This window comes from Nocardia sp. CA-151230 (assembly GCF_050942175.1).
Classification (GTDB): domain Bacteria; phylum Actinomycetota; class Actinomycetes; order Mycobacteriales; family Mycobacteriaceae; genus Nocardia.
The window spans coordinates 5,827,957-5,851,247 of sequence record NZ_CP192061.1 but is presented as its reverse complement, the minus strand read 5'-3'; the positions used below and the strand labels follow the sequence as shown (position 1 = coordinate 5,851,247).

Sequence of the window (23,291 nt, the reverse complement as noted above, 5' to 3'; positions counted from 1 at the left end):
TCGTCGATACGACCCGAACTCGGACGCTCTGTTGCCGAGGCGGATCGGTCACTCCCTGCTGGGAGGTATGTCATGTCAACGGTGTCCCTCGCACATAGCCATGTTGCGAATGAGATGCCCGGCCGCCGCTCGCACCGCACGCCCGATGGGAACGGACGGCCGACCGCTGGAACCGGATTCACCGATTGCCTCGTCATCGCGGTCACGGGCGAACTCGACATGAACGGGTTGCCCGCGTTCCGGACCGCGCTGTCCGTCGCTGTCGATGCCGCGCCGCCCGCGGTGATCGTGGATCTGCGTCGTACGCGATTTCTGAGCGTGCGTAATGCGCTCGTGCTGCTCGATGCTGTTCAGCGTGCCAACCGGCGTGGTGTCGGCGTTCTCGTACCGAACGCGCCGCGCGCGGTCGAACGAGTACTCGACGTGACCGGGGTGCGGACCCTGGTCCATCGCGAGCAGGACCTGTCGAGCAACTGATCGTCGGATCCGGCGCGGGCCTGCTGTCGACCGTGCACGAGCGAATACCCGATCGATGAATTCCGGCGGTTTCCCGACCGCTCCGCGGGGTACGCGGTGAACGAATAGGGGGACCGATAGCAAACGGGATTGATTCGATGGGGTGGTGACCGATGAGTGAATCGCCACAGAGTAACGGGATCGGAGAGGGCCGAGCGCCGAGCACGGTATTCACCGATCAGCAGAAGAACGGTAAGGCGCACCGGTTCACCGACTCCGCGGAGCTCGGGTCGGCCTCGCCGACCGGTCAGGTGGCGCTGCGGATTCCGGCCGACGCCGGGCAACTGGCGATGCTGCGCGCGCTCGCCGAAACCATCATGCTCACAGCCGATTTCACGATCGACGTGGTGACCGATGTGCGGGTCGCACTGGACGAGGTGGCGACGACGTTGATCGCGGCGTCCGTGCCGGACACCTCGATCGAGTGTGAATTCCGGTTCGACGAGCAGCGGGTCCGGGTGCGCGTGGGCGCGGTGACCGGGAGCGATGCCGGATTGATCGAGCACAGCTTCGGCTGGCATTTCGTGGAGACACTGACCGATTCGCTCGCAGTGAGCAGTGCGGACTTCGACGTGGTGCGGTGCGGGTACCCGGTCGTCGTGGAGCTGACCCGGCTCCGCGGGGAAACTCCCCCGGAGTGACCGGGGCAGGAATTCGTTCGGTGTCCCAGCGTCACGACTCGACGATCTCGGATGACGAAGGGTCAGCCGGACAGTCCGGCGCGGCTACCGGCAACGCTTCCGGCGCGCATGACGTCGTCCGTCCAGGTCTGGTGATCGGGGCGCTGGGGGTGGTGTTCGGGGATATCGGGACCAGCCCGATCTATACCCTGCGAACGGTGTTCGATCCGTCGGATCCGCACCCGGTACCGGTGAACCCTGTCAACGTGTACGGCGTTGTGTCGCTGGTGTTCTGGTCGGTGCTGATCATCGTGACGGTCACCTATGTGCTGCTGGCGATGCGGGCCGACAATGATGGCGAGGGCGGGATCATGGCGCTGATCACCCTGGTGCGGCGCTGGGCCGCGCGCGGCCGGCGCCCGGCGGCTGTCCTGGCGGCGCTCGGGATCTTCGGCGCGGCACTGTTCTTCGGCGACAGCATGATCACCCCGGCCATCTCGGTGCTGTCCGCGGTCGAGGGTCTCGAGGTGGTGGAACCGTCGCTGGCGAAGGCCGTCGTGCCCATCACCGCGCTGATCATCGTGCTGCTGTTCGTGTTTCAGCATCGCGGGACGGCTTCGGTGGGCCGGTTGTTCGGCCCGGTCATGGTGGTGTGGTTTCTCGCGATCGGAGCGTGCGGCATCCGCGGAATCCGGCAGCAGCCGGGGATCCTGAAGGCGCTGTGGCCGGGCTACGCGGTCGGCTTCCTCGCCGGGCACTTCGCCATCGCCTTCTTCGCACTGGCCGCCATCGTGCTGGCGGTCACCGGGGCGGAGGCGTTGTATGCGGATCTGGGGCACTTCGGTCGCCGATCCATCACCACCGCTTGGCTCGTCCTGGTGCTGCCCGCGTGTCTGCTCAGCTACTTCGGGCAGGCCGCCCTGGTGCTCGCGACCCGCGGGCACGTCGCGAGCCCGTTCTTCCTGCTGGTCCCGGGCTGGGGGCGATTGCCGATGGTCGCGCTGGCCACCGCGGCGACGGTGATCGCCTCCCAGGCGGTGATCACGGGCGCGTATTCGGTGGCCTCGCAGGCCGCCCGGATCGGGTACCTGCCGCGGCTGCGCATCGCGCACACCTCGGAGTCGACACCCGGGCAGATCTACGTGCCGTGGGTCAATTGGCTGCTGCTGGTCTCGGTGCTCACACTGGTCTTCGCCTTCCGCAGTTCGACCGCGCTGGCCTTCGCGTTCGGCATGGCGGTGACGTGCACGATCACCATCACGACCCTGCTACTCGGTTACCTCGCGCATGCGAAATGGGGACTGCCGTTGTGGCTGGTCGTCATGGCCTGGACGCCGCTGCTGACGGTGGACCTGCTGTTCGTCGCGGCCAATCTGACCAAGCTGGTTCGCGGGGCCTGGCTGCCGCTGCTGATCGGACTCGCCGTGTTCACGGTCATGACGACATGGCAGCGCGGGCGTCAGGTGGTCGCCGAGGAGCGGGACCGGCTGGAAGGGTCGCTGCGCGAGTTCGTCGACGAGCTGTGGCACGACAGGTCGCGGTTGACGATCGTCGACCGGACGGCGGTATTCCTCAACCGCAGCAAGGAAACCGTTCCGCTGGCCTTGCACGCGAATGTCGAACACAACGGTGTCCGCCACCGCCAGACCGTCATCGTGTCGGTCGAGACCGAGCCGGTGCCACGGGTTTCGCCGAACGACCGCGTGCGGGTCGATCACCTCGGCTACCGCGACGACGGTATCGTCCACGTGACCGTGCGGGTCGGCTATATGGAACACCCCGATGTCCCGACGGCGCTGGCCGGGCTGGATCCGGACGAGACGGAAGGCGAACTCGACCTCGACCGGGCGTCCTACTTCCTGTCCGAGATCGAGTTGCGCGCCGCGGCGAAGCCCGTCATGTCGCGGTGGCGCACCAGGCTTTTCATTGCCATCAGCTATATCTCGGCCGACGTCGCCGACTACTTCCGGCTGCCCCGCCACCGCACGGTGGTCCTGGGCGAGCGTATCGAGGTGTGAACGCCGCGGATCGGAGTCCGCTGAGGCTCGTGGGCACGAGCAGCGGTTCGCCACCGCGCGGCCTTTTCCCAAGGGCTCTGGGTCAGCCGGATGCGCTGGAACGGGTGACGGGCACGGGCGGGGCCGGATGGAGCTCGTAGACCGCGTACGCGGTGCCCAGCACGGGCTGGGCCACATTGCGGACCGGTATCCCACCGGGCGTCTCGCCGTGCTCGGTGCCCGCGTGGGCGTGGCCGTGCAGGGCGAGGTCGGCGCCGGCCGTGTCCATGGCCTCACCGAGCAGGTAGGAACCGAGGAAGGGATAGATCTCGCGGGGCTCGCCGGCGAGGGTGGCCTCGATGGGCGAGTAGTGGGTCAGGGCGATGCGGATATCGGTGTCGAGCGCACTCAGCGCGGCGTGCAGTGCGTTGGCGAGATCAACGGTGTGCGAGGCGAATTCCCGCATCAGGGGTTCGCCGAAGACGCTCGCGCACCGGCCCGCGAAGCCGCCGCCGAAGCCTTTCGTACCGGCTACGCCGAGCACTGTCCCGTCGATGCTGAATGCGACGCCCGTGCCCTCGAGCACCACGATTCCGGCATCCGTGAGGACGGCGGCGACCTCTTCCGCGGCATCCCCGTGATGATCGTGATTGCCGAGCACCGCCGCCACCGGGATGCCCAGCCCGGAGAACTCGCGTGCGACCACCTCGGCCTCGGCCACGGTGCCGCACTTCGTCAGGTCCCCGGCGAGGAGCAGGACATCCGCGTGCCGGTGCAGGTCCTCGAGTGCGTGCCGATACAGGCCCTGCGAATCGGTGCCCACGTGTACATCGCCTACGGCCGCTATTCGCATGTGCCACTGTCCTTTCCGGGGCCGAATCCGAGCGTTTCGATGGTCCCGGGTGTCTCCGGCGAGGTCACACGGACCTCGTTGCGGATTCGGGATTCGGGAAGTTGTTCGCGTACGACGAGTTCCACCTGCCGCCGGCGTTCCTCGGTGGTCACCGTGCCGGTCAGCACCACGGTGCCGTCGTGGAGCCGCACCTGGACGCCGAGTTCGGAGGTCCGGGGATCCTCGGCGAGCGCTCGATGTACGTGCGCCGTGTCGTATTGCGGGAAGTCGGTCATGACGGCACTGCTCCGATCACGTCGAGGTCGGCCAGCAGGCCGAAGAATGCACGGGCGTAGGGCGAGTGCCGGGTCTGTACACGCACCTCGGTCCAGTCGACCTGCTCGCGCAGGTCCCGGGCGATCCGGAGCAGCGGCGCCAGATCCAGCCGGTGCGCGTCGAACACCAGCATCTTGTCGATCATCAGATCGGTTCCGCTGATGACCGGCGCCACCGTGGACCCGACGCGCATGACCTCGGCGCGATCCAGCATCTCGTCGGTGACCTCGCGATCGTTGGGGCGGTAGATCAGGTCGATGAGGACGTCCCGGTCATAGGCCTTGGTGAGCCAGTCCTCAGGGGCGTCGGCAACGCGCAAGCCTCCCGCGACCAGGGCGCTGCGGGCCCGGGAGACATCGGCGGCCTTGATGAGCAGGTCCACATCGTGTTCGGATGCCGGACCGCCGCGGGCGTACACCGCGCACCCGCCGGCCACCGCGAATCGGATATCGGTCTGCGCGAGCGTGTTCACCGCCCTGGTCAGCGCGTGCAGCAGTTTGTCGAGGGAGGTGGCCATAGTGGCGCGATACCCGCTGCGGCCCCGATCAATCACTGCGGGTGCCGCGACCGCTACTTCTTCGGCACGAGAATGCCGGTCAGGTCCGCGTCCCGGATCGGGGTGTCCGGGTTCCGTTGGGCCTGGCACATGAGTGTGATGGCCGCGATGGATGCGTCGACGGTGTCCGGATTCGCTGTCGGCGTCACCTTCGTGTCCTTCTCGAGGTATTTGCGGACGGTGATTCGCTGCTTGCTCCGATCCTGCGCCATGAATTCGCTGCACGGGGTGTTGCCGCCCTTGTTTACGGCCTCTTTCGCCTGCTCGCAGGCCCCGAGGACGGGAACGAGCAAGACCGCGGCCGCGGCGGCCGTGGTGCGGAGTGCGTATCGGGTCATCGAGAACACCTTCTCGGTCGGGTTACCCCTGCTCGTCGATTGCCCGGTCTGCCGGTCTCGAAACAAGATGGCCGACAGCCTGTTTCGGTCCCGAAACCCTCGGATAGGTCCCGGATGTCCCTGCAGTCCGACATTCGGAGGTTCATCGCATGTCCGAGCACGAGAAGAGCGGAGCCCGGGAAGGCGTCGAAGGCGTGGTCGAGGGCGTCAAGGGCGCGGCCGAACAGGCTGCCGGCAAGGTCTTCGGCGACGAGGGGCTGCGTGAGGAGGGCCGCGCTCAGCAGGACAAGGCTCGAGCCCAGCGCGACGCCGCGAAGCGGGAGGCGCAGGCCGAGGCGGATCGTGCCCGGGCCGACGCCCAGGAAGCGCGGCAGCGGGCGCAGCAGAATCGGTGATCGGTCGTGGCCGATCGCAACGCGTCCCACGCCGAGCGAGTTGAGTTCGCGACCGTGGTGCGTTTCGCCGGGGTCCTCGCCCTGACCCGCCCCGTCCGGAGGTCGTTGTCGGCCTGGCCGCGACTCTGCTGATCGGCCCGCCCCTGGCGGTGTTCGACCGGATCCGTGACGCCGTCCGCGAATGGCGTCGGCAGAGCAGCACCGCCTGGCGCTTCTTCTCGCGGTACCCGTATCGGAATCCTCTGGCCTGCAACGGAAAGGCCAGGGGACTTCGGGGTGTTGGCGCGAGGTCCGGCGATACGATCCTTTTCAGGAGGGCAGGTCGGCGGGGTGCCGGTGGCAGCCCTCCAAGGTGGCATTCGCCAACTCGGTGACGACGTCGCCGACGTCTCGGCGCATGCGGAAGGCCTCGAGTTGGCGACGCGCGCCGTTGCCGCGGGTGAGAACGGTCTGGATCGTTCTCGTGACGAAGTCGCGGTCCCCCAACTCCTCGAGTGCCGCCCCGACGTGATCGACGAGTTCGGAGAGTAGCGCGCGAACCGGCATGACACTGCCGTTCACGGGGTGGACACCGTTGCCGTCGATACCGGTACGCGCGGCCTTCCAGTACGCCGCGCGCAGCATTTCATGCCGGACCGGGGGTGCGATGATCCCTTGCTCCAATGACATTCGCGCGGTCATCACCGTGGCTCGCACCAGGGTGGCGAGCAGGGCGGTCTCCTCGACCGTGGCGGGGATGTCGCTGACCCGGATCTCGACGGTCGGATAGTTCAAGGACGGACGGACGTCCCAATACACCATCGTCTCGTCGAGAATGCTGCCGCTCGAAATCATCATGGCGACCAGGGCGTCGTAATCCTCCGTCGACGCGAAATAGGGTGGCGGTCCGGCGCTGGGCCAGCGTTGCCACAGGATGTTTCGCCAGCTGGCGAACCCGCTGTCGACGCTGCGGTAGATCGCGGAATTCGCGGTCAGTGCCAGGAACAGTGGCAACCAGGGGCGTATGTAGTTGCTGACCTGGAGGGCAGTTTCTCGATCTGGAATCGCGACGTGAACATGGCAGCCGCAGAGCCCCTGCTCGTGGGCGAGCAGGCCGAAATGTTGCTCGATGCGCCGATAGCGGGGTGTGTCGGTGAACGGGAACTGGTGCGGCACGGTCGGCGGAATGGCCACTGCGAGCAGGCGAGCGCCGTTCTGCTCGGCGCAGGATGTCACACCGAGACGTAACCCGCGCAATTCCTGCATCAACTCGGCAGTGCTGGAGTGCACGCGAGTATTGGTCTCCACCTGGCATCGGGTGAGTTCCAGCTTCAGGTCGATCCCGCTCTCGGCGGCGGTTCGTGCCACCTCGGCGTTGTTCGCGGCGGGCGCACCCGTCACAGGGTCCGCAAGCAGGAATTCTTCCTCAACGCCGACGGTCGACAGTGCCGCGTCCATTGCCATGAGGTTACTCGCGGGTCCCGTGTTGATTGTCCGGAACACCGTGGAACGGCCGCGTTAGGCCTGTACTCGGCGGGGTATCCGGTCCTCGAGAGAGTAGGAAATATATCGCGGCTGCCCGAATCTGGAACCTACGCCGGCTGTGCGGCAGTCGAACAAGGAGATGCGAAGTGAGAACATACGCGAACGACCGCCCGCTGTGGCGCGGGGGACGACGCACGAGTGCGGGCAGCCTCCTCACGGTACTGGTGCTTGCGTGGCTGATCATCGGTGCCGTGGCCGCGGGTCAACGGCACTATTACGACAGCGCGCCATCCAACTGCGCAAGCGCCGGAACAATCGCGGTCACCATCATCGCGGGCCCGCTGAACTACTTCGGCGTGAACCCGAAAATCGACACTTGCCATGTCAATGTGCCGCAGCCTAGTCAATGAGCAACCCCATCAGGCCGGTGTGGCGGCAAATGAGGCACGCCGGAGCTGATCCGCGAGAAATCGAGGAGACAGCCGATGACTACCGCGCGCGAAATAATGACGCCGGACTGCCGCTGTGTCCGGTCGACCGACACGGTGGTCGACGCCGCACGCATGATGGCGGAGCTGCACGTCGGCGCCCTGCCGATCGTCGGCGAGGACTCCCGGTTGCACGGCATTCTGACCGACCGGGATATCGCTGTGAACGTGGTGGCGCAGCGCCAGAATCCGCTCGAGGTGAAGACGGGGGAGTTGGTCGACGGACCGCTCGTCGTCGCCGAGGCCGATGACGACGTGTCCACCGTCATGAAGCTGATGGCTCAGCACCAGGTGCGGCGGCTCCCGGTGGTCGAAAATGACCACCTGGTCGGCATCATTGCCCAGGCCGACATCGCGCGAACACTCAGCCACCGGGATTCCGGTGAAGTCGTGGAAGCGATCTCCCAAGAATGACCGGGCGGGCGGATGATCGCGGTGTGGCAGAGGGTGGCGGTATCTCACCCGAGGGCACCCGGGCGTTCGAATCGGTGATGGGTGTGCAAGGCCCGTGCCTCGTCGGTGGGTTCCGCTTCTGGTTCGATGATCAGCGGTGGGAGTGGTCCGCCGAGGTGGCGAAGATGCACGGCTATCCACCTGGAAGCGTGCAGCCGACCACGGAACTGCTTCTCGCGCACAAGCATTCGGAAGACCGAGAAAAGGTCGCCGGCACCATTGCCCGTTCGGTCGAGAACGCGGAGCCGTTCTGCAGTCGCCACCGCATCATCGACACCGCCGGGGACGTGCACGACGTCCTGGTTGTCGGTGATCAAATGCTCGACGGAGAAGGCCGGGTAGTCGGAACTGCCGGGTACTACATGGACATGACCGAGACGCTCGCCGAGCACAGCCAGGAGACTCTCGACCATCGGCTGCCGGAGTTGTACGCCGCGCGCGCGGTGGTCGAGCAGGCCAAGGGCGCGCTCATGCTCGTCTACGGCGTCAGTCCGGATCAGGCGTTTCGCATTCTGATCTGGCGGTCTCAGGAAACCAACACAAAATTGCGCCTGCTCGCGACCCAGCTGGTCGCGGATCTGCCGTCGATCGCCGATTCGAGTGCCCGGCTCCGGACGAGGTTCGACCATCTGCTGCTGACGGTCCATGAACGTGTTCGATCCACGCCATTCGTCGAAGGATATTGATTCCACGGTGTTTTCCGCCTCGCGGAACGGGTATGCGGAGTAGTGAACAGCCGTGATCGGAAGCGGCACCAGTGAATGGTGGACGCAAATGTGCTCACCTCGGAACAAGGGTGGAAACGGCGGTCGGGTGCCCGATACTGTGGCCGCCAGCATTATCGCTGACCCTGATACCGAAAGATTCGTACCGTACTTCGAGTCGGCGCGACCATCCGATCCGGGGACGGTCGGATTGCGCGTTCCCGCCGAGGTGTCCTACCTGTGGCTGCTGCGCGCCGTGACCGAAAACATCATGTCGACAGCGGATTTCACCATCGATGTGATGACCGATGTCGGCGTCGCCCTCGACGAAGTCGCGAGCGAGCTGATGGTCTCCGCTGTGCACGGTGCCGTGATCGAGTGCGAATTCCGCTATGACGCACGGAGAATCCGAATTCGGGTGACCACTGTGTGCGAGACCGACACCCCACTGGACGAAGATGGATTCGCCCGGAAGGCACTCGGAACACTGACCGATTCGATACAGACTACGACGTCGGCATTCAATGTGGCCCTGGCCGGATACCCCGTAGTCGTGCGATTCAGTCGATCACGGAATGAGACCGATGACTGGTGACAGCCAGTTCGGCGAGTAGCTGTGCAGCGCGGGGTGGCCGGGTGCCATGAACTTTGGGCCGACGCGAATAACGCCGGGGCTGAGGCAGTTCCGGGAATACCGGCGGGATTGGGTTCGGCCGGACGTGCTGGCGGAAATCACCGTTGCCGCGTATCTGGCGCCTGAGGTCATGGCGTATGCCACGGTGGCGGGACTGCCGGCTGTTGCCGGGTTGTGGGCGCCGGGTTGATCGACCGGATCGGACCGAACTGCCTCTACCCGACGCTGCCGACGGCGGTCAACGCCTGTCGCCGCGAGAAACCGGGACCGTCGACGGCGTGAACCGAGTGGCGAGATCGAATCGAGCGGTATCCCCTGACCTGCAATCGCATAGGTCAGGGGGTCGCGTGTTGCGCTGATGGGTGCGATCGCCGGCCGCAGGTGTTCGTCCGGTACACGACGTGTCCCGCGGCGAACGATGCATCACCAGTAATGGGAGCGTCCGCCGATCGGACGGCCGACCATGCCGAGTAGCCAGGCCGCTGCACCGACGAGCATCAGGATGACGCCGATGGTCGTCAGGATCGAGATGCCGAAAACAATTCCCACGATCAGCAGGATAAGGCCCAGGATGATCATGATTATTCCTTTGTGGGGTGATTGATACATTCATGCTGTTCCCGGCGCACGAGCGCTCAAACTCGGATTGCCTATATTTTGCTGACCGGCGAAATATCTGCTGCCGCAGCGCTTGGCCTCGGTGGTCGCGGGTAATCGGATCCAATGAGAAGCGGAAGGAACGAAACCGCTACCGAGCAGCTGGATCGGAACTGGAACAGCCTGATGCAGGAGTTGCGCGTGGTGCAGACGGGCGTGCAGTTGCTGACCGGATTCCTGCTGACAATCCCGTTCCAGACTCGGTTCGTAACGCTGTCCGAGCCACTGCGTGTGCTGTATCTGGTGATCGTCGCCGCTTCGATCGGTGCCACCATCTGCCTGGTGGCTCCGGTCGCCGCGCATCGGATGCTGTTCCGGCGACACCGGATCGAGAATGTCGTGAATGCCGCTCACCGTTACGCCATCGTGGGGCTGGGACTGTTCGGTATTGCACTCACCGGGGTGGCCGTGCTTATTTTCGGGACCGTCGGCGGGACCTGGGCAGGGATCGTGGCAGGAATTGTTTTCGGATCGCTGTTCGTGGCGATATGGGTGATGCATCCCTGGCATCAGCACCGTGGCAAAAGCGCCTGACCTGGCAATTTGCGGCCGAATGCGAAGAAGGCGTTCAATGATGCGTGGACTGGGTACCCCTTCTTCATGCAGTTCAGCCGAATATGGGGTGATTCCGATGACGGGTGACAGCTACGACGATATCGAACCGCTGCTCAAACAACTGGCCGTAGCCGTCGAAACCGATGCTCCCGAGCGAAATGCCTTGCGAGAGGAAGCGATAGATCGCTGCCTGCCGCTGGCCGATCACATCGCACGCAAGTTTTCCGGTCGCGGCGAAGCATTCGAAGACCTGCTCCAGGTCGCACGGCTCGGGCTGATCCAATCCATCGATCGTTTCGACGTGTATCGCGGGTCCCGCTTCCTGTCCTTCGCGGTCCCGACCATCATGGGTGAGGTCCGCCGCTACTTCCGTGACAGCACCTGGTCCGTGCGGGTGCCGCGGCGAATCAAGGAGACCCAGATCCGGCTCGGCACCGCCATCGAGGCCTTGGCGCAACGCCTGGGCCGGATGCCGAAGGCTCGCGAACTGGCCGCCGAGCTGGAGGTCGATCCGGAAGAGCTGACACAGGCGATGCTGGCGTCCAACGCCTACCAGAGCGCCTCGTTGGAAGCGGCCTGCCCGGACGACGGCGAGAACACTCCGCTGGCGATGCTGGACGCCCTGGGGGCCGAAGAGACCGGCTACGAACACGTGGACCAGCTCCTCGCGGTCCGTCCGCTCATCGCCGCGCTGCCGGATCGGGAGCGCCGGGTCCTGGTGATGCGATTCTTCGAGTCGATGACCCAGAACCAGATAGCTGCCCGCCTCGGCGTCTCGCAGATGCAGGTATCGCGCATTCTGACCAAGACCCTCGGGCAGCTCCGCGCCGAATCCCTCGCGAACTGAGATCTCTCGGAAGCCGATCTCTCAGAAGCCGACCAATCCCGAGGCCAGATCAGGGAATTGGATCGCCTGCGCGGCCGCGTCGTGGACGTCCGGGCAGGTGGCGATGGTGGTCTGGTCGATGACCGAGCGATTGCGCATCACGGCGATATTCACGCCGTTGTTGCGCAGCGCCCAATCCTGAACGGTGGCATTGAATTTCAGCCGTGCCTCGGCGGGGCCGTCGGCGCGCCACCTGTCGACCTCGGACCGGATCATGTCGCAGAGCTGCTTCGCGGCATCCGCGGTGATGGTGGGCCCGCCGGACGACTGCCCGGAGGGCTGCGGCGCACCGGTTCCCGGAACGCCCGGTGCGGTGCTGTTCGCGCAGCCGGCGGCGGCGGCGACCGCCGTCGCCGCCGCGCACAGCCACAAACCCGTTCGGGCTGTTCGGGATACGACGTGCTGAGACGTCATGGTGTCGACTCCCGTCATCGTGTCCGGCCGGCGGCGTCGCGAGCCGCGTCCGCCGCCCGCTCGCCGCGTTCTCGCGCGGCCCGTGCGAGCCGCCCGCCGCGCCTCCGCGCGGTCGTGGCCAGCTGTGCACCCTGCTCCCGCGCTGTCTCGGCGAACTGTGCCCCATGCTCCCGTACGGTCTCCGCGAGCGGCCCGCCGTGCTCTCGTGCGCTCTCGGCGAGGTGGCCGCCGTGCTCTCGTGCGCTCTCGGCGAGATGGCCACCGCGCTCACGCGCCGCCTCGAGAAGTTGGCCGCCGCGATCGGAGGCGGTCCTGCCCCACTGGGCGCCGACATCGCGGGTGGTTTCCGCGAGCTGTTCGCCGCGATGCTGTGCGGCGTCGACGAGGCGTTCGCCCCGATCACGCACTGCCGCAACGAGTTCGGGACCATGCTCGCGGGCGGAGTCGGCGAGGCGTTCGCCCTGCTCCCGTAGCGTCGCGGCCAGTTCCGGTCCGTGCTCCTTCGCGGCATCGGTGAGCTGGGCGACGCGATCGTGGGCCGGGCCGGTTTCGGAGTGGAGCTTGTCGAGGGCGCGACGGCCGCGCCAGCCGAGCGAGGGCTTGCCCTGCCGATCGGTGGAGGCGATGAGCAGGCCGCCCAGCAGGCTCATATCCTTCAGCAGCGCAGTGCGTTTCGCCGCGCGTCGCTCCGGGTCCTCCTCGGTCCAGTATCCCGGCTCGGACAGCGCCGCGGGGACCACGGTCGCGGCGAGCACCGCGGTGGACAGCCGCGGCAGCTTCCCGAGTGCCAGCAGGACACCGCCGCCGATACGGACCGCCGCATTGATCCGGACCACGAGCCCCGGATCGTCGGGCAGGTACTTCGCCAGCTGCGGCGGGAGCTTCTGCTCGCCCTTCTGCACCGCGGCGGTCGCGGTCTTGACCCGGGGATCCGGATTGGTGAGTGTGTCGATTCCGTCGACGACAAAGACCGTCGCCAGCATGGGGTGGGCAATTCGCCGCAGCATGGTGGACTCCTTTCCGAAGGGCTTGTCTTACGTGGGCTTGACGTTGTCGCTGTTCCCGGCGCACCCGCCGTCAAACGCGCCGATCGCGGCCGCGATACCGGCCGCGCCGCCGGCGATCGCCCAGCCCACGGGACCGAGCGGGCGGCAGCCGAAGTAGGTGCAGATGCCCGGCGTCATGACGAGGACGGCGCCGCTGGCGGCGGCCACGGAACACCTCCCTTCCGCGTCGGTCATGCGCGTTGCGCCAGGCGCGGTATCAGGCCGCCGGCCAGGATGTCCTGCACCTGTCGCGGCGAAAGGCGATGCCGGACGGTGAAAGTGGTTTCCTTGCTCATGTCGAGCACCTGCAATGTCGTCCTGTGCGCGATCTCGCCCGGATCGTCGATGCGCAGGAAGTCGTCCCGGTCGATGCCGTCGTAGTCGGCGGGATCGACGAATTCGAGTGCCAGGACTCCGAAGTTGGCCAGGTTCTGCCAGTGGATGCGAGCGAAGGATTTGGCGATTACCGCTCGCAGCCCGAGGTAGCGAGGGGTGATCGCGGCGTGCTCGCGGGAGGAGCCCTGACCGTAGTTCTCGCCGCCGACGATCAGATGGCCGGATTCGGAAACCCGTTGTGCCCGTTCCGGATAGGTCTCGTCGATCTGGGTGAAGGTGAACCTCGCCAGCTTGGGGATGTTGGACCGGAAGGGCAGGGCCCGCGCTCCGGCGGGGGAGATCTCGTCCGTCGAGATATTGTCGCCGACCTTCAGCAGCACCGGCGCCTCGATCCGTTCGGGCAGCGGGGCCAGGGCCGGCAGGCTGGAGATATTGGGCCCTTTCACCGGCCGCACCTGCCGGGCCTGCTCCGGATCCAGTGGGGCGACCAGCATCATGGTGTTGATCGCGGCGCGTGCGGGCAGGTCGAGCTTCGGATAGTCCATGCGGACGGTGCGCGCCCACTCCCGCGGATCGGTGATCACGCCGGTGAGTGCAGACGCCGCGGCGGTTTCCGGCGAGCACAGCCAGACCGAGTCCTCCTTGGTGCCCGAGCGGCCGGGGAAGTTGCGCGGCATGGTGCGCAGTGAGTTGCGACCCACGGCCGGCGCCTGGCCCATGCCGATGCAGCCCAGGCATCCGGCCTGATGGATGCGGGCCCCGGCGGCCACCAGGTCGGTGACGGCCCCCATCGAGGTCAGATCGGTGAGGATCTCCCGCGAGGTGGGGTTCACGTCGAAACTGACCTGTGGCACGGTCTGCCGGCCGGCCACCATGGCCGCCACGATCGCGAAATCGCGCAGACCGGGATTGGCGCTGGAGCCGATCACCGCCTGCGCGATATCGGTGCCCGCGACCTCGCGCACCGGCACCACGTTGCCGGGGGAGGACGGCTTCGCGATGAGGGGCTCGAGGGTGGACAGGTCGATCGAGTCCTCGAGGTCGTATCCGGCGTCGGCATCCGCGGCCAGCTCGACCCAGTCGTTCTCGCGTCCCTCCTCGCGGAGGAAGGCCTGCACGGCCGCGTCGCTCGGGAATACCGTTGTGGTGGCCCCGAGTTCGGCGCCCATGTTCGCGATCACATGGCGATCCATCGCCGACAGACTCGACAGGCCCGGGCCGTGATACTCGATGATGCGGTTGATCCCGCCGCTCACGCCGTGGCGGCGCAGCATCTCGAGAATGACGTCCTTGGCCGAACACCACTGCGGCAGTTCGCCTTCCAGCCGGACACCCCACACCTCGGGCATCCTCAGGTGCAGCGGCCGGCCCGAAATCGCCAGCGCCACTTCCAATCCGCCCACTCCGATGGCCAGCATGCCCAGCGCACCGGCCGCCGGAGTGTGCGAATCCGAACCCGCGAGAGTCTTGCCCGGTACACCGAACCGCTGCATGTGCGTCGGGTGCGATACACCGTTGCCCGCCTTGGAGAACCACAGGCCGAAGTGCTGGGCGGCCGTGCGGAGATACTCGTGGTCCTCGGCGTTCTTCTCATCGGTCTGCAGCAGATTGTGGTCGACGTACTGAACGCTGACCTCGGTGCGTGCCCGCTCGAGGTTCAAGGCCTCGAGTTCCTGCATCACCAAGGTGCCGGTGGCGTCCTGGGTCAGCGTCTGGTCGATCCTGATCGCGATCTCCGCACCCGGCGTCATCGCACCCGACACCAGGTGCGACTCGATCAGTTTCCGAGCCAGATTCGCCGACATGGTCGCGGACGGGTCTAGGAGGTGGCGGCCTGCGGTCCGACCACGAAGGTGGCATTGCCCTTCGCGTCCAGGCCGGCGTCGAGAATCTTGTCGTCGAAGAACTCGGCGGCCTTGCGGTCCATGAAGACGCGGGCTCCCTCGGCGGTCAGCACCTCGTCGTCCTGCGACGGCGCGGCGGCGACGGCCAGGTGGAAGCTCTGGGCGTCATCGGGGGTGGAGATCCGCAGTCCGGCGTCCTGCGGCGCGCCGTCTCCGGAGGTGATATCGCGGACTGCCTCGACGGCAGTGGGGGTGAGCATCAGCATGGTTTTTGCCTTTCCGCTGTCGTGAGCGCCGGCCGGACTGCCGGCAATCGGTCGAGTAACCGGAAGAATCACCGCGAAACATCTCGCGCCGGGGGAATCGCGTTTGTCCGGGGTTGTCGCGGGTAGGGCACCGGTATGGACCACGACGACCGGGACACCGGGACCGGCCTGGGGCTGCCGGGTGCGATCAGGGCTGTGCTGTTCGATATGGACGGCGTGCTGACCGACTCCGCCAGGGTGCACGAGCAGGCGTGGAAGAGCGCTTTCGACGACTTTCTGCACCAGTGCCGCGGTGCTGGATTCCAGCCCTTCTCCGAGCGGGATTACGAACTGTATGTGGATGGGAGACCCCGGTTGGACGGGGTGCGCGAATTCCTGAAGTCGCGGGACATCGAGCTGTGCGAGGGCTCCGACGAAGACGGTCCCGACGCGCAGACCGTGCATGGGATCGGTGCGAAGAAGAACGAGCTCGTACACACGCTGATCGAACGAGAAGGCGTGCACGCCTTCCCCGGGTCGGTGAACTATCTTACCGCTGTGCAGCAGGCCGGACTACGGATCGGCATCGTATCCTCGTCGGCGAACGCCGGGGCGGTGCTGGCCGCCACCGGTCTCGATCGCTATGCCGAGATCCGCATCGACGGGGAGACGTTCGCGGAGCGTGAGCTGCCCGGCAAGCCCGCGCCCGATGGATTCCTGGCGGGCGCGGACGCCCTGGGCGTCGATCCCGGGCGCGCGGCGGTGTTCGAGGACGCGGTCGCCGGAGTACAGGCCGGCCGCGCGGGCGCGTTCGGATTCGTCGTCGGCGTCGACCGCACCGGCGACCCGGACCATACCGATCAGCTGTACCGGGCCGGAGCAGACGTCGTCGTCCACGACCTGGCCGACTTGCTGGAGTCCTCATGAGCGATGCGAGATTCGAGGTAGCGCCCTGGGAGTTGCGTTGGTGCGGGCTCGATCTCGATGCGTTGCAGCGCACCGAGTCGATCTTCGCGCTGTCCAACGGGCACATCGGCCTGCGCGGCACCCTCGACGAGGGCGAACCGATCGGCAAACCGGGCACCTACCTCAACGGCTTCTACGAATCCCGGAAGATGCCGTACGCCGAAGCCGGATACGGCTATCCGGCGGAGGGCCAGACGGTCGTCAATGTGACCGACGGCAAGATCATTCGATTGCTCGTCGAGGACGAGCCGATGGATCTGCGCTACGGCAATACGGTCGAGCACGAGCGCGTCCTGGACTTCCGGTCCGGCACCCTGCGCCGCTCCACCGTGTGGACGTCGCCGACCGGCCGCCGCGTGCGGATTCGCTCGGAGCGCCTGGTGTCGTTCACCGAGCGGGCGGTGGCGGCGATCCGCTACGAGGTCGAACCACTCGATGGTGATCTCGAGGTGGTCGTGCAGTCGGATCTGCTCGCCAATGAACCGATTCCGGCGATACCGGACGATCCCCGATTGGCCGCGGCGCTCGATCACCCGCTCGTGGGGGAGTGCGCCGTGGCGCGCGACCTCTCCGCGGTGCTGGTCCATCACACCCGGCGGTCGCAGCTGCGCATGGCGGCCGCGATGGACCACGAGTTCGATATCGCGGTGGCCACCCGCTGCGATGTACATGCCGAGGACGACCTCGCCCGGGTGACGATCGCCGCGGACGTGCCCGCGGGGGATCGCCTGTGCCTCACCAAGTTTCTGGCCTACGGATGGTCGAAGCGGCGCTCGGCGTCCGCGCTGCGGGCACAGGTGGAGGCCGCGCTCGCGGCCGGGCTGCAGATCGGCTGGGACCAGCTGCTCGACCGTCAGCGCGCCTACCTCGACGACTTCTGGGCGCAGGCCGACATCGAACTGGACGGCAGCCTCGAACTGCAGCAGGCGGTGCGATTCGCGCTGTTCCATGTGCTGCAGGCGGGTGCGCGCGGTGAGGCGCGGGCGATTCCCGCGAAGGGCCTCACCGGTCCCGGATACGACGGCCACGCATTCTGGGACACCGAAACCTATGTGCTGCCGGTGCTCACGTACACCATGCCGATGGCGGCGGGTGACGCGCTGCGCTGGCGGCATTCGACCCTCGGGCAGGCGCGGCAGCGGGCGCGGGAGCTGGGGCAGGCCGGGGCGATGTTCCCATGGCGGTCGATCAACGGTGAGGAGGCGTCCGGGTACTGGCCCACCGCCACCGCGGCCGTCCACGTGAATGCCGATATCGCCGACGCGACCGCCCGCTACCTGGCCGCGACAAGTGACGAGCAGTTCGAGACCGAGTGCGGTGTCGAGCTGCTGGTCGAGACGGCGCGGCTGTGGGTGAGCCTGGGCCACGAGGACTCGGCCGGAGACTTCCGCATCGACGGTGTGACCGGCCCCGACGAGTACTCCGCCCTGGCCGACAACAACGTCTACACCAACCTGATGGCGGCCCGGAATCTGCGCGAGGCCGCCGAATCCTGTACGCGGCGGCCCGATCTGGCCGAACGACTCGGTGTGGAGCCCACGGAACTCGCCCGCTGGCGTCACTGTGCCGACTCCATGTACCTGCCCTACAACGAGAAGCTCGGGGTGCACGAGCAGTCCGAAGGCTTCACCCGGTACGCCCCATGGGATTTCGCCGCCACCCCGCCGGAGAACTATCCACTGCTGTTGCACTACCCGTATTTCGATCTGTATCGCCAGCAGGTGGTCAAACAGGCCGACCTCGTGCTGGCAATGTACCTGTGCCCCAATGCCTTCAGCCGAGATCAGAAGATCCGCAACTTCGAGTACTACGACCCGCTGACCGTCCGCGATTCCTCACTGTCGGCGTGCACCCAGGCCGTCCTCGCCGCCGAGATCGGTCAGCTCAGGCTCGCCTACGACTATTTCCGTGAGGCCGCGCTCACCGACCTGCACGACCTGCACCACGACGTCGCGGCGGGCATCCACATCGCCTCGGTCGCAGGCACCTGGATCAGTTGCGTGGGCGGCTTCGGCGGCATGCGCGACCACGACGGCGACCTCGGCTTCGCCCCGCGCCTCCCGGAGCAGCTGCACCGGCTGTGCTTCCGAATCCTGTGGCGCGGCAGCCGGATATCCGTCGACATCACCGCCGAATCGACCACCTACCGACTCGAATCCGGCGACAGCGTCACCCTGACCCACCACGGCCGGCGCATCACCCTGACCGACAGCGCGGTGGACCTGCCCAACCCGACGGCAGCCGCGGGCGCAGCTGCGGAATAGGTTCCGATGGCCCCGGCTCCGGAATCGGATCCGGCGGCGGCGGAATGGGTGGTCCGGGTGGAGGGAAGGGCACAGGCGGCGCGGGTTCCGGAATAGGCTGCCCCGGCTCCACCGGCGGGATCGGTTCCGGCGGCGGTATCGGCGGAACCGGAACAGCGTGCGGTCCGGCACGGAGATCGAGATGTACAAGTTCCATACCGTCCGCTTACCCGGCGAGGGCGAGGGTAAGCGGCAAGCGGGGAGACGAAACGAACACTCGGCGGAAGGAAGCCAACGCCATGGGCAAGACAAGCGAAACCGGCATCATCACCGGTACCCGCGACAAGGACTACAACCTGATCTGGTTCGTCGAGGCGTCGCTGCACAACGCACTACGGCTGGACACCTTCATCGCCGACGCCGAACGTGACGCCGACACCGAACTGGCCGACTTCTTCCGGCGCGCCCAGACCGAGAGCCGCACGGGCGGCGAGCTGGGCAAACAACTGCTGGCCACCCGGCTGCAGGGTTCGGACATCCCGATCGCGCCGGAGCACCGGGCCGAGCGGTGAACCGCCGGTGTACTCGGGCCGCGCGATCGTCCCGCAATCCTTCGACGCCCGTGCGTATCGGGTAGGCGGAGGACCTCGCCATGGTCAGGAGGTGATGATCTTGATGTGGCCACAGATGATGGACATGATCCGACAGATGTGGAACATGATGTTCCCGAACATGGCCATGTAACCCTGGCCTCATGGCTGGTTGCCTGGGATGAGGCCGGCGACCGCGCCGTAGCGGAGCGGGGGAGTGTCGGGCGTGGGTGCTCGGGCCGCCGTGGGGGCGAGCAGGAAGCCGACGTGGTCGCCGAAATCGGTATGGTCGAGGATCTCGCCGACGAACCAGCCGGCCGTGGCCGTCAGGATCGGCAGCGTGTGCGGACCTTCCTGCCAGTCGCAGTGTTCGAACTTGTCGAGCTCGAGTCCGGTCTCGGAGCCGAAGAGGTGCGCCAGTGCGAGGGACTCGTCCGACAACAGGTGGACCGCCAGGTGCTCTGCCCGGGCTGCCACATGATAGGTGTGGTTCCGTTTCGACAGGCAGACGAGGAATCGTCGCGGCTCGATGCTGGCCTGCGTGGAGAACCCCACGAGACACCCGGCGCGGTGTCCGTCGACACGGGTGGTGACGATCCACACCGGTGCGTCGGAGGCCGCGACGGTGAGATCGAACGCGTCGTTCGAATCGTCGACCTCGCGTGACACGCCGCACCTCCCCGTTTCGGGCCGGTCGGGACAGTGGTCCAGGAGCCGGGCTTCAGCCTACACAGACCAGTTGGTTTGTATGTCGCGTGAGTGGAAACGACGTCGATTCAGGTGAGTTGCGACGGCAATCCGGCGTCGTACACGGCGAGTATGTCGGTCGCCTGCCGCAGGGCATCGACGACGACGTCTGCCGGTGTGCGGTGCAGGTGCGGGTAGTCGATCTCGCCCAGCTGCGGGTCGACCGGGAAGGCGAGTCGTTCTGTGCCGAGCGAGAATTCGGCGGCGATGTCCGCACGGTTCCCGCGCGGGTCCTGACGATGCCAGGCGCCGTCCAGATGAACCGCCACGAGGCCGTGCACGACGTGCCTGTCGCCGTGGGTGAGCCGCTGGTAGCACAGCGCGGTAGGGATGCCCTGTCCGCGCAGGATCGCGGCGAGCAGGTGGGACTTCGCGTAGCAGAGGCCGACACGCTGATCGAGCACTTCCGAGGCCCGCAGGGTGACCCGGGAGTCCCGCGCGTCGTAGGAGTGCGCGACCTCATCTCGAACCCACTCGAATGCCCTTCGGGCGCAGTCGATATCGCTGTCGGACTGCGTTCGGATCTCGCAGGCGAGTGCCCGGACCTCGGGGTGATCGATCTCGATGATCGGGTCGCCGGCGAGATAGGCCGAGGGGCTCGGCATCGACACGGGTGTGAAGGACACCGGTACACCCTAGTGCGCCGACCGGCTACCCACTCACCGCCGAGTTGTCGGTCACCGACACCACGGATTCGACGAAGGGGAAGGACGCGACGTGCTCGGCGGCATCCGCGGCGATACCGATCACGAGCGGGCCGGGATATGCGCCGTAGACCACCATCCCACCCAGGGCTCTGAGGAGGTCGTGGAATTTCGTGGCCTCCTCGGCGGCCGCGGTGCACGACTCGCAGAACCGCACTCGATAGACACCTTCGTCGACCATGCCAGCCTCCTGAACGATGGTGGATTGACCGGGCGCTAGCGGCTTTGCCCATTGTCAGCCTGGTTACGCGGTCCGCACGCAGGGTCCGAATGTGGATTGATGCCGGTGGTGCGGGGTACTGCGAAAAATGTCCAGACCGGATGGTCTGGCAGTGCACTTCCAGGGCGGCAGTCGCGGTCCGTACGAGACGCACCGCCAGAGGCGACGGTACCTCAACGACGAGGTGGGCGAGCGCATCGCGACAGCTGAGTCGGGGTGTTGCGGGGCAGCCGTTGTCACGAATATCGGCTCGGTCGAACGGGCCGGACGAGACGACAGGAGAACGCTGGTGTCAGCAGAACTCGAAGGTGTCCGTGTCCTGATAATTACTGCCAATACCGGTGTGGAGCGCGATGAGCTCGCGGTACCCAGAGATCAACTGCGTGCCCGTGGCGCACACGTGACCCATGCGGCGGCAGAGGCGATCGATGTGCACACCTACCGGCACGACCTCATTCCGTCCGAAACGCTGCGGCCGGACGCTGCCATCGCCGATGTGGATCCGGGCGCGTTCGACATGTTCGTCATTCCGGGCGGCACGGTGAATGCCGACAAACTCCGAATCAATGCCAGGGCAAGGGAACTCGTCCGATCCGTGGTCGCAGCCGGTCGCCCGATCGCGGCGATATGCCACGGTCCGTGGCTGCTGGTCGAATCCGAAGTGGTGACCGGTAAGACGCTGACGTCGTATCGGTCCCTGCGCACCGATCTGATCAACGCCGGGGCGAACTGGGTGGACGAGCCCGTCGTCCGCAGCGACACCGAGGGCTGGACACTCATCACCTCACGCAATCCCGGCGATCTACCCGATTTCGTCGAAGCCATCGCCGCGGAGTTGAGCGTCCGCACGTCCTGACCGGCTCATGGGGCGTGATCGGCCGCCCCGGAGGCCTGGGGTCGGTCCAGCCTGGGGTAGAGCAGTTCCCGGACCAGCAGGAGCAGGCTCGCGGCGGTGGGGATGGCGAGCAGCGCGCCCAGCACGCCGAGGATCGAGCCGCCGACAAGGACGGCGACGACCGTGAGCACGGCGGGGACCTGCACCGTGCGGCCGATGATGCGGGGTACGAGCAGATAGTCCTCGAGCCAGCGCAGGGCGATGAAGAAGACGACGGTCGCCAGGCAGACCGGCAGTGAAACCGTCAGCGCGACAAGCGCTATGGCGATACCCGCCAGTGTGGAGCCGATCAGCGGGATGAGGTCGAGCACCGCGACCAGCACGGCCAGCACCAGGGGGAACGGGACCCCGAAGGCGGCCAGCCAGATGAAGGTGAGGATTCCGGTGATCAGCGAGATCAGCAGATTGCCCAGTACGTAACCGCCGACCTTGGCGAAGATTGCGTCCCCGATGAGGATCGCACGGGGTCGGCGTTCCCGCGGGAACAGCCGATAGAGGTTTGCGCGCAAGGCCGGGAAGTTCGCCGAGAAATACGCGGTGAGCACCGCGACCAGAATCGTGGCGGTGACCCAGCCGAAGACCACCCTGCCCGCTCCGACCAGTCCCTGCGACACCTTGCCGAAGTCGGTGCCGGTTGCCTGCTGCAGCCACTGGTCGAGGTGGAAGCGGGCGGTCGCCTCCCGGACCAGCGGGTAACGGTCCTCCAGATGATGCAGCGCGTCGGGTGCATGGTGGATCAGGCCTTGACCCTGGCCGATCAACGGTGTGATCGCTGCCCAGAGAAATCCGGTCAGGCCGCCGAGCACGATCAGGAACACCAGCGTGACAGCGAAACCACGGCGGACATGGTGACGCACCAGCCACGAGACCGCCGGCTCCATGCCGATGGCGAGGAACATCGCCGCGGCCACGAGCAGCAGCGCCTGATGCGCCGCGAGCACGACACGCACGGTCCCTACGGTGACCAGCACACCTGCGGAGGCCATCAGTCCCACCATGAACGGCGAGTGCCGGTCGAACCTGCGTCCGGGCCTGCCCAGCGGATGCTGATCGCTGGACAGCTCGGCAGCACGCTCCTCGGCTTCCGAAATCGGCGCCGGTTCACTGTCGGAATGTGGCTGCGCTACCCAATGATCGTGCGCTGTTTCGTCGTTCATCGATTCTCTATCCGGTAGGGAAAGCGGGCGCTGGCCCTCGCCCGTCAGCGATGCCCCGATGTGAGTCCCGTTTCCGCTCAGTGGCCGCCGGGATCGCCCAGCTTTCGACCTTCGCCGTGCTTGACCCGCGCATGTTCGCCGATCACCAGCGATGCGCCCGCGGCCAGCCACACGACGCAGACCACCCCGGCCAGTACCGCCCGCCCCGTGAACCCGTAACCGGCCGCGGCCAACGCGGCCACGAGTGCGACGATTCCGAACGCGAACAGGATGAGACCGGGCCAGTTTCGCGCGTCCACCACGGACTCACCCGCGTGTGATCGGGTGGTCCTGGCGTGGTCCGGGAACTGCTCGGTACCGTCGCCGTGCTGCCCGGTGTTGTCGGGCTGTGCTGCATCTTGTTGTCGATCGGGCATGATGCCTCCTCTTCGGTGCAGGTGCCGATGTTCGGCG

General features: G+C 66.6%; 30 protein-coding genes and 1 pseudogene. 15 read left to right on the top strand and 16 right to left on the bottom strand.

Going from position 1 to position 23,291, the window contains the following annotated elements; translation table 11 throughout:
• Positions 1-72: 72 nt before the first annotated feature.
• From ACQP1O_RS27840 to ACQP1O_RS27830, 3 genes are all read left to right on the top strand, one after another.
• Positions 73-477: an STAS domain-containing protein gene (locus ACQP1O_RS27840; protein ID WP_433561396.1), complete on the top strand. Its 405-nt coding sequence runs from the start codon at positions 73-75 to the stop codon at positions 475-477.
• Positions 478-629: 152 nt separating this feature from the next.
• A complete protein-coding gene (locus ACQP1O_RS27835) occupies positions 630-1,157 on the top strand; it encodes an ATP-binding protein (protein ID WP_433561395.1) in 528 nt (175 codons plus the stop codon).
• A 131-nt stretch (positions 1,158-1,288) separates the two neighbouring features.
• Positions 1,289-3,154, top strand: coding sequence for a potassium transporter Kup (locus ACQP1O_RS27830; RefSeq protein WP_433567819.1), 1,866 nt, complete (start codon positions 1,289-1,291; stop codon positions 3,152-3,154).
• An 82-nt stretch (positions 3,155-3,236) separates the two neighbouring features.
• Here ACQP1O_RS27830 and ACQP1O_RS27825 read toward each other — a convergent pair whose 3' ends face one another.
• Genes ACQP1O_RS27825 through ACQP1O_RS27810 form a run of 4 tightly spaced genes read right to left on the bottom strand, consistent with a single transcriptional unit; the run spans position 3,237 to position 5,195 of the window.
• Positions 3,237-3,986: a metallophosphoesterase family protein gene (locus tag ACQP1O_RS27825; RefSeq protein ID WP_433561394.1), complete on the bottom strand. Its 750-nt coding sequence runs from the start codon at positions 3,984-3,986 to the stop codon at positions 3,237-3,239.
• Positions 3,977-4,261, bottom strand: a complete 285-nt coding sequence (locus ACQP1O_RS27820; RefSeq protein WP_433561393.1) for a BON domain-containing protein — start codon at positions 4,259-4,261, stop codon at positions 3,977-3,979. The genes ACQP1O_RS27825 and ACQP1O_RS27820 overlap by 10 nt, the downstream gene beginning before the upstream one ends.
• Entirely contained in the window at positions 4,258-4,818 is a 561-nt protein-coding gene (locus ACQP1O_RS27815; protein WP_433561392.1) for a hypothetical protein, read from the bottom strand. Before ACQP1O_RS27815 ends, ACQP1O_RS27820 begins: the two co-directional genes overlap by 4 nt.
• A 53-nt stretch (positions 4,819-4,871) precedes the next feature.
• Entirely contained in the window at positions 4,872-5,195 is a 324-nt protein-coding gene (locus ACQP1O_RS27810; protein ID WP_433561391.1) for a hypothetical protein, read from the bottom strand.
• Positions 5,196-5,344: 149 nt separating this feature from the next.
• On the opposite strand from ACQP1O_RS27810, the gene mbp1 reads away from it, so the two are divergent.
• Positions 5,345-5,590, top strand: coding sequence for a microaggregate-binding protein 1 (gene mbp1 / locus ACQP1O_RS27805; protein WP_433561390.1), 246 nt, complete (start codon positions 5,345-5,347; stop codon positions 5,588-5,590).
• A 309-nt stretch (positions 5,591-5,899) separates the two neighbouring features.
• Here mbp1 and ACQP1O_RS27800 read toward each other — a convergent pair whose 3' ends face one another.
• On the bottom strand, positions 5,900-7,027 hold the full coding sequence (locus ACQP1O_RS27800) for a glutamate--cysteine ligase 2 (RefSeq protein ID WP_433561389.1): 1,128 nt from the start codon (positions 7,025-7,027) through the stop codon (positions 5,900-5,902).
• 251 nt (positions 7,028-7,278) lie between these two features.
• Here ACQP1O_RS27800 and ACQP1O_RS27795 point away from each other — a divergent pair, with 251 nt between their 5' ends.
• The 5 genes and pseudogenes from ACQP1O_RS27795 to ACQP1O_RS27775 all read left to right on the top strand — a co-directional run.
• Positions 7,279-7,464: a hypothetical protein gene (locus ACQP1O_RS27795; RefSeq protein ID WP_433567818.1), complete on the top strand. Its 186-nt coding sequence runs from the start codon at positions 7,279-7,281 to the stop codon at positions 7,462-7,464.
• A 75-nt stretch (positions 7,465-7,539) separates the two neighbouring features.
• A complete protein-coding gene (locus tag ACQP1O_RS27790) occupies positions 7,540-7,956 on the top strand; it encodes a CBS domain-containing protein (protein ID WP_433561388.1) in 417 nt (138 codons plus the stop codon).
• The gene (locus ACQP1O_RS27785) at positions 7,953-8,681 is read left to right on the top strand and encodes an ANTAR domain-containing protein (protein WP_433561387.1); all 729 of its coding nucleotides are present in this window, start codon (positions 7,953-7,955) and stop codon (positions 8,679-8,681) included. The genes ACQP1O_RS27790 and ACQP1O_RS27785 overlap by 4 nt, the downstream gene beginning before the upstream one ends.
• A 229-nt stretch (positions 8,682-8,910) precedes the next feature.
• Positions 8,911-9,294 carry an anti-sigma factor gene (locus tag ACQP1O_RS27780; protein WP_433561386.1) on the top strand — a complete coding sequence of 128 codons (384 nt, stop codon included), beginning with the start codon at positions 8,911-8,913 and terminating at the stop codon, positions 9,292-9,294.
• A 46-nt stretch (positions 9,295-9,340) separates the two neighbouring features.
• Positions 9,341-9,514: pseudogene (locus ACQP1O_RS27775) on the top strand (SulP family inorganic anion transporter); the annotation flags it as partial.
• Between the two features lie 242 nt (positions 9,515-9,756).
• On the opposite strand, the gene ACQP1O_RS27770 reads toward ACQP1O_RS27775, so the two are convergent.
• Positions 9,757-9,912, bottom strand: coding sequence for a hypothetical protein (locus tag ACQP1O_RS27770; protein ID WP_433561385.1), 156 nt, complete (start codon positions 9,910-9,912; stop codon positions 9,757-9,759).
• A 144-nt stretch (positions 9,913-10,056) separates the two neighbouring features.
• Here ACQP1O_RS27770 and ACQP1O_RS27765 point away from each other — a divergent pair, with 144 nt between their 5' ends.
• Positions 10,057-10,524, top strand: coding sequence for a DUF6328 family protein (locus tag ACQP1O_RS27765; protein WP_433561384.1), 468 nt, complete (start codon positions 10,057-10,059; stop codon positions 10,522-10,524).
• Positions 10,525-10,621: 97 nt separating this feature from the next.
• Entirely contained in the window at positions 10,622-11,392 is a 771-nt protein-coding gene (locus ACQP1O_RS27760; RefSeq protein WP_433561383.1) for an RNA polymerase sigma factor SigF, read from the top strand.
• Positions 11,393-11,413: 21 nt separating this feature from the next.
• Here ACQP1O_RS27760 and ACQP1O_RS27755 read toward each other — a convergent pair whose 3' ends face one another.
• Genes ACQP1O_RS27755 through ACQP1O_RS27735 form a run of 5 tightly spaced genes read right to left on the bottom strand, consistent with a single transcriptional unit; the run spans position 11,414 to position 15,337 of the window.
• A complete protein-coding gene (locus ACQP1O_RS27755; protein WP_433561382.1) occupies positions 11,414-11,845 on the bottom strand; it encodes a hypothetical protein in 432 nt (143 codons plus the stop codon).
• Between the two features lie 14 nt (positions 11,846-11,859).
• Positions 11,860-12,852, bottom strand: a complete 993-nt coding sequence (locus tag ACQP1O_RS27750) for a DoxX family membrane protein (RefSeq protein ID WP_433561381.1) — start codon at positions 12,850-12,852, stop codon at positions 11,860-11,862.
• A gap of 27 nt (positions 12,853-12,879) precedes the next feature.
• Positions 12,880-13,059 (bottom strand): hypothetical protein, encoded by a 180-nt coding sequence (locus ACQP1O_RS27745; protein ID WP_433561380.1) that lies wholly within the window; start codon positions 13,057-13,059, stop codon positions 12,880-12,882.
• 23 nt (positions 13,060-13,082) lie between these two features.
• On the bottom strand, positions 13,083-15,032 hold the full coding sequence (locus ACQP1O_RS27740; protein WP_433561379.1) for an aconitate hydratase: 1,950 nt from the start codon (positions 15,030-15,032) through the stop codon (positions 13,083-13,085).
• Positions 15,033-15,046: 14 nt separating this feature from the next.
• A complete protein-coding gene (locus ACQP1O_RS27735) occupies positions 15,047-15,337 on the bottom strand; it encodes a hypothetical protein (RefSeq protein ID WP_433561378.1) in 291 nt (96 codons plus the stop codon).
• 135 nt (positions 15,338-15,472) lie between these two features.
• Here ACQP1O_RS27735 and ACQP1O_RS27730 point away from each other — a divergent pair, with 135 nt between their 5' ends.
• The 3 genes from ACQP1O_RS27730 (at position 15,473) to ACQP1O_RS27720 (ending at position 19,097) form a co-directional block, all read left to right on the top strand.
• The gene (locus ACQP1O_RS27730; protein WP_433561377.1) at positions 15,473-16,243 is read left to right on the top strand and encodes a beta-phosphoglucomutase family hydrolase; all 771 of its coding nucleotides are present in this window, start codon (positions 15,473-15,475) and stop codon (positions 16,241-16,243) included.
• The gene (locus ACQP1O_RS27725) at positions 16,240-18,546 is read left to right on the top strand and encodes a glycoside hydrolase family 65 protein (protein ID WP_433561376.1); all 2,307 of its coding nucleotides are present in this window, start codon (positions 16,240-16,242) and stop codon (positions 18,544-18,546) included. Before ACQP1O_RS27730 ends, ACQP1O_RS27725 begins: the two co-directional genes overlap by 4 nt.
• A 278-nt stretch (positions 18,547-18,824) precedes the next feature.
• Complete coding sequence (locus ACQP1O_RS27720) at positions 18,825-19,097, top strand: hypothetical protein (RefSeq protein ID WP_433561375.1); 273 nt, start codon at positions 18,825-18,827, stop codon at positions 19,095-19,097.
• A gap of 180 nt (positions 19,098-19,277) precedes the next feature.
• Here the strand turns inward: ACQP1O_RS27720 and ACQP1O_RS27715 are convergent, their stop codons facing one another.
• The 3 genes from ACQP1O_RS27715 to ACQP1O_RS27705 all read right to left on the bottom strand — a co-directional run bounded on the left by ACQP1O_RS27715 (position 19,278) and on the right by ACQP1O_RS27705 (position 20,747).
• Positions 19,278-19,784 carry a flavin reductase family protein gene (locus ACQP1O_RS27715; RefSeq protein WP_433561374.1) on the bottom strand — a complete coding sequence of 169 codons (507 nt, stop codon included), beginning with the start codon at positions 19,782-19,784 and terminating at the stop codon, positions 19,278-19,280.
• Positions 19,785-19,891: 107 nt separating this feature from the next.
• Positions 19,892-20,488 carry a transglutaminase-like domain-containing protein gene (locus ACQP1O_RS27710; protein ID WP_433561373.1) on the bottom strand — a complete coding sequence of 199 codons (597 nt, stop codon included), beginning with the start codon at positions 20,486-20,488 and terminating at the stop codon, positions 19,892-19,894.
• Between the two features lie 25 nt (positions 20,489-20,513).
• The gene (locus tag ACQP1O_RS27705) at positions 20,514-20,747 is read right to left on the bottom strand and encodes a hypothetical protein (RefSeq protein WP_433561372.1); all 234 of its coding nucleotides are present in this window, start codon (positions 20,745-20,747) and stop codon (positions 20,514-20,516) included.
• Positions 20,748-21,075: 328 nt separating this feature from the next.
• Here ACQP1O_RS27705 and ACQP1O_RS27700 point away from each other — a divergent pair, with 328 nt between their 5' ends.
• The gene (locus ACQP1O_RS27700; protein ID WP_433561371.1) at positions 21,076-21,642 is read left to right on the top strand and encodes a type 1 glutamine amidotransferase domain-containing protein; all 567 of its coding nucleotides are present in this window, start codon (positions 21,076-21,078) and stop codon (positions 21,640-21,642) included.
• Positions 21,643-21,647: 5 nt separating this feature from the next.
• On the opposite strand, the gene ACQP1O_RS27695 is transcribed toward ACQP1O_RS27700, so the two are convergent.
• Together ACQP1O_RS27695 and ACQP1O_RS27690 are read right to left on the bottom strand one after the other, a co-directional pair.
• Positions 21,648-22,838 carry an AI-2E family transporter gene (locus tag ACQP1O_RS27695; protein ID WP_433561370.1) on the bottom strand — a complete coding sequence of 397 codons (1,191 nt, stop codon included), beginning with the start codon at positions 22,836-22,838 and terminating at the stop codon, positions 21,648-21,650.
• A 77-nt stretch (positions 22,839-22,915) separates the two neighbouring features.
• Entirely contained in the window at positions 22,916-23,254 is a 339-nt protein-coding gene (locus tag ACQP1O_RS27690) for a hypothetical protein (protein ID WP_433561369.1), read from the bottom strand.
• Positions 23,255-23,291: the final 37 nt, after the last annotated feature.

Excerpts from the sequence above, each read along its gene's own strand:
- ACQP1O_RS27750 (WP_433561381.1), bottom strand. The coding sequence starts at position 12,852 with ATGCTGCGGCGAATTGCCCACCCCATGCTGGCGACGGTCTTTGTCGTC.
- ACQP1O_RS27695 (WP_433561370.1), bottom strand. The coding sequence starts at position 22,838 with ATGAACGACGAAACAGCGCACGATCATTGGGTAGCGCAGCCACATTCC.
- ACQP1O_RS27820 (WP_433561393.1), bottom strand. The coding sequence starts at position 4,261 with ATGACCGACTTCCCGCAATACGACACGGCGCACGTACATCGAGCGCTC.
- mbp1 (WP_433561390.1), top strand. The coding sequence starts at position 5,345 with ATGTCCGAGCACGAGAAGAGCGGAGCCCGGGAAGGCGTCGAAGGCGTG.
- ACQP1O_RS27835 (WP_433561395.1), top strand. The coding sequence starts at position 630 with ATGAGTGAATCGCCACAGAGTAACGGGATCGGAGAGGGCCGAGCGCCG.
- ACQP1O_RS27770 (WP_433561385.1), bottom strand. The coding sequence starts at position 9,912 with ATGATCATCCTGGGCCTTATCCTGCTGATCGTGGGAATTGTTTTCGGC.
- ACQP1O_RS27705 (WP_433561372.1), bottom strand. The coding sequence starts at position 20,747 with ATGGTCGACGAAGGTGTCTATCGAGTGCGGTTCTGCGAGTCGTGCACC.
- ACQP1O_RS27735 (WP_433561378.1), bottom strand. The coding sequence starts at position 15,337 with ATGCTGATGCTCACCCCCACTGCCGTCGAGGCAGTCCGCGATATCACC.
- ACQP1O_RS27730 (WP_433561377.1), top strand. The coding sequence starts at position 15,473 with ATGGACCACGACGACCGGGACACCGGGACCGGCCTGGGGCTGCCGGGT.
- ACQP1O_RS27740 (WP_433561379.1), bottom strand. The coding sequence starts at position 15,032 with ATGTCGGCGAATCTGGCTCGGAAACTGATCGAGTCGCACCTGGTGTCG.
- ACQP1O_RS27785 (WP_433561387.1), top strand. The coding sequence starts at position 7,953 with ATGACCGGGCGGGCGGATGATCGCGGTGTGGCAGAGGGTGGCGGTATC.
- ACQP1O_RS27825 (WP_433561394.1), bottom strand. The coding sequence starts at position 3,986 with ATGCGAATAGCGGCCGTAGGCGATGTACACGTGGGCACCGATTCGCAG.
- ACQP1O_RS27790 (WP_433561388.1), top strand. The coding sequence starts at position 7,540 with ATGACTACCGCGCGCGAAATAATGACGCCGGACTGCCGCTGTGTCCGG.
- ACQP1O_RS27800 (WP_433561389.1), bottom strand. The coding sequence starts at position 7,027 with ATGGACGCGGCACTGTCGACCGTCGGCGTTGAGGAAGAATTCCTGCTT.
- ACQP1O_RS27840 (WP_433561396.1), top strand. The coding sequence starts at position 73 with ATGTCAACGGTGTCCCTCGCACATAGCCATGTTGCGAATGAGATGCCC.
- ACQP1O_RS27690 (WP_433561369.1), bottom strand. The coding sequence starts at position 23,254 with ATGCCCGATCGACAACAAGATGCAGCACAGCCCGACAACACCGGGCAG.
- ACQP1O_RS27720 (WP_433561375.1), top strand. The coding sequence starts at position 18,825 with ATGGGCAAGACAAGCGAAACCGGCATCATCACCGGTACCCGCGACAAG.
- ACQP1O_RS27725 (WP_433561376.1), top strand. The coding sequence starts at position 16,240 with ATGAGCGATGCGAGATTCGAGGTAGCGCCCTGGGAGTTGCGTTGGTGC.
- ACQP1O_RS27815 (WP_433561392.1), bottom strand. The coding sequence starts at position 4,818 with ATGGCCACCTCCCTCGACAAACTGCTGCACGCGCTGACCAGGGCGGTG.
- ACQP1O_RS27760 (WP_433561383.1), top strand. The coding sequence starts at position 10,622 with ATGACGGGTGACAGCTACGACGATATCGAACCGCTGCTCAAACAACTG.
- ACQP1O_RS27755 (WP_433561382.1), bottom strand. The coding sequence starts at position 11,845 with ATGACGTCTCAGCACGTCGTATCCCGAACAGCCCGAACGGGTTTGTGG.
- ACQP1O_RS27765 (WP_433561384.1), top strand. The coding sequence starts at position 10,057 with ATGAGAAGCGGAAGGAACGAAACCGCTACCGAGCAGCTGGATCGGAAC.
- ACQP1O_RS27810 (WP_433561391.1), bottom strand. The coding sequence starts at position 5,195 with ATGACCCGATACGCACTCCGCACCACGGCCGCCGCGGCCGCGGTCTTG.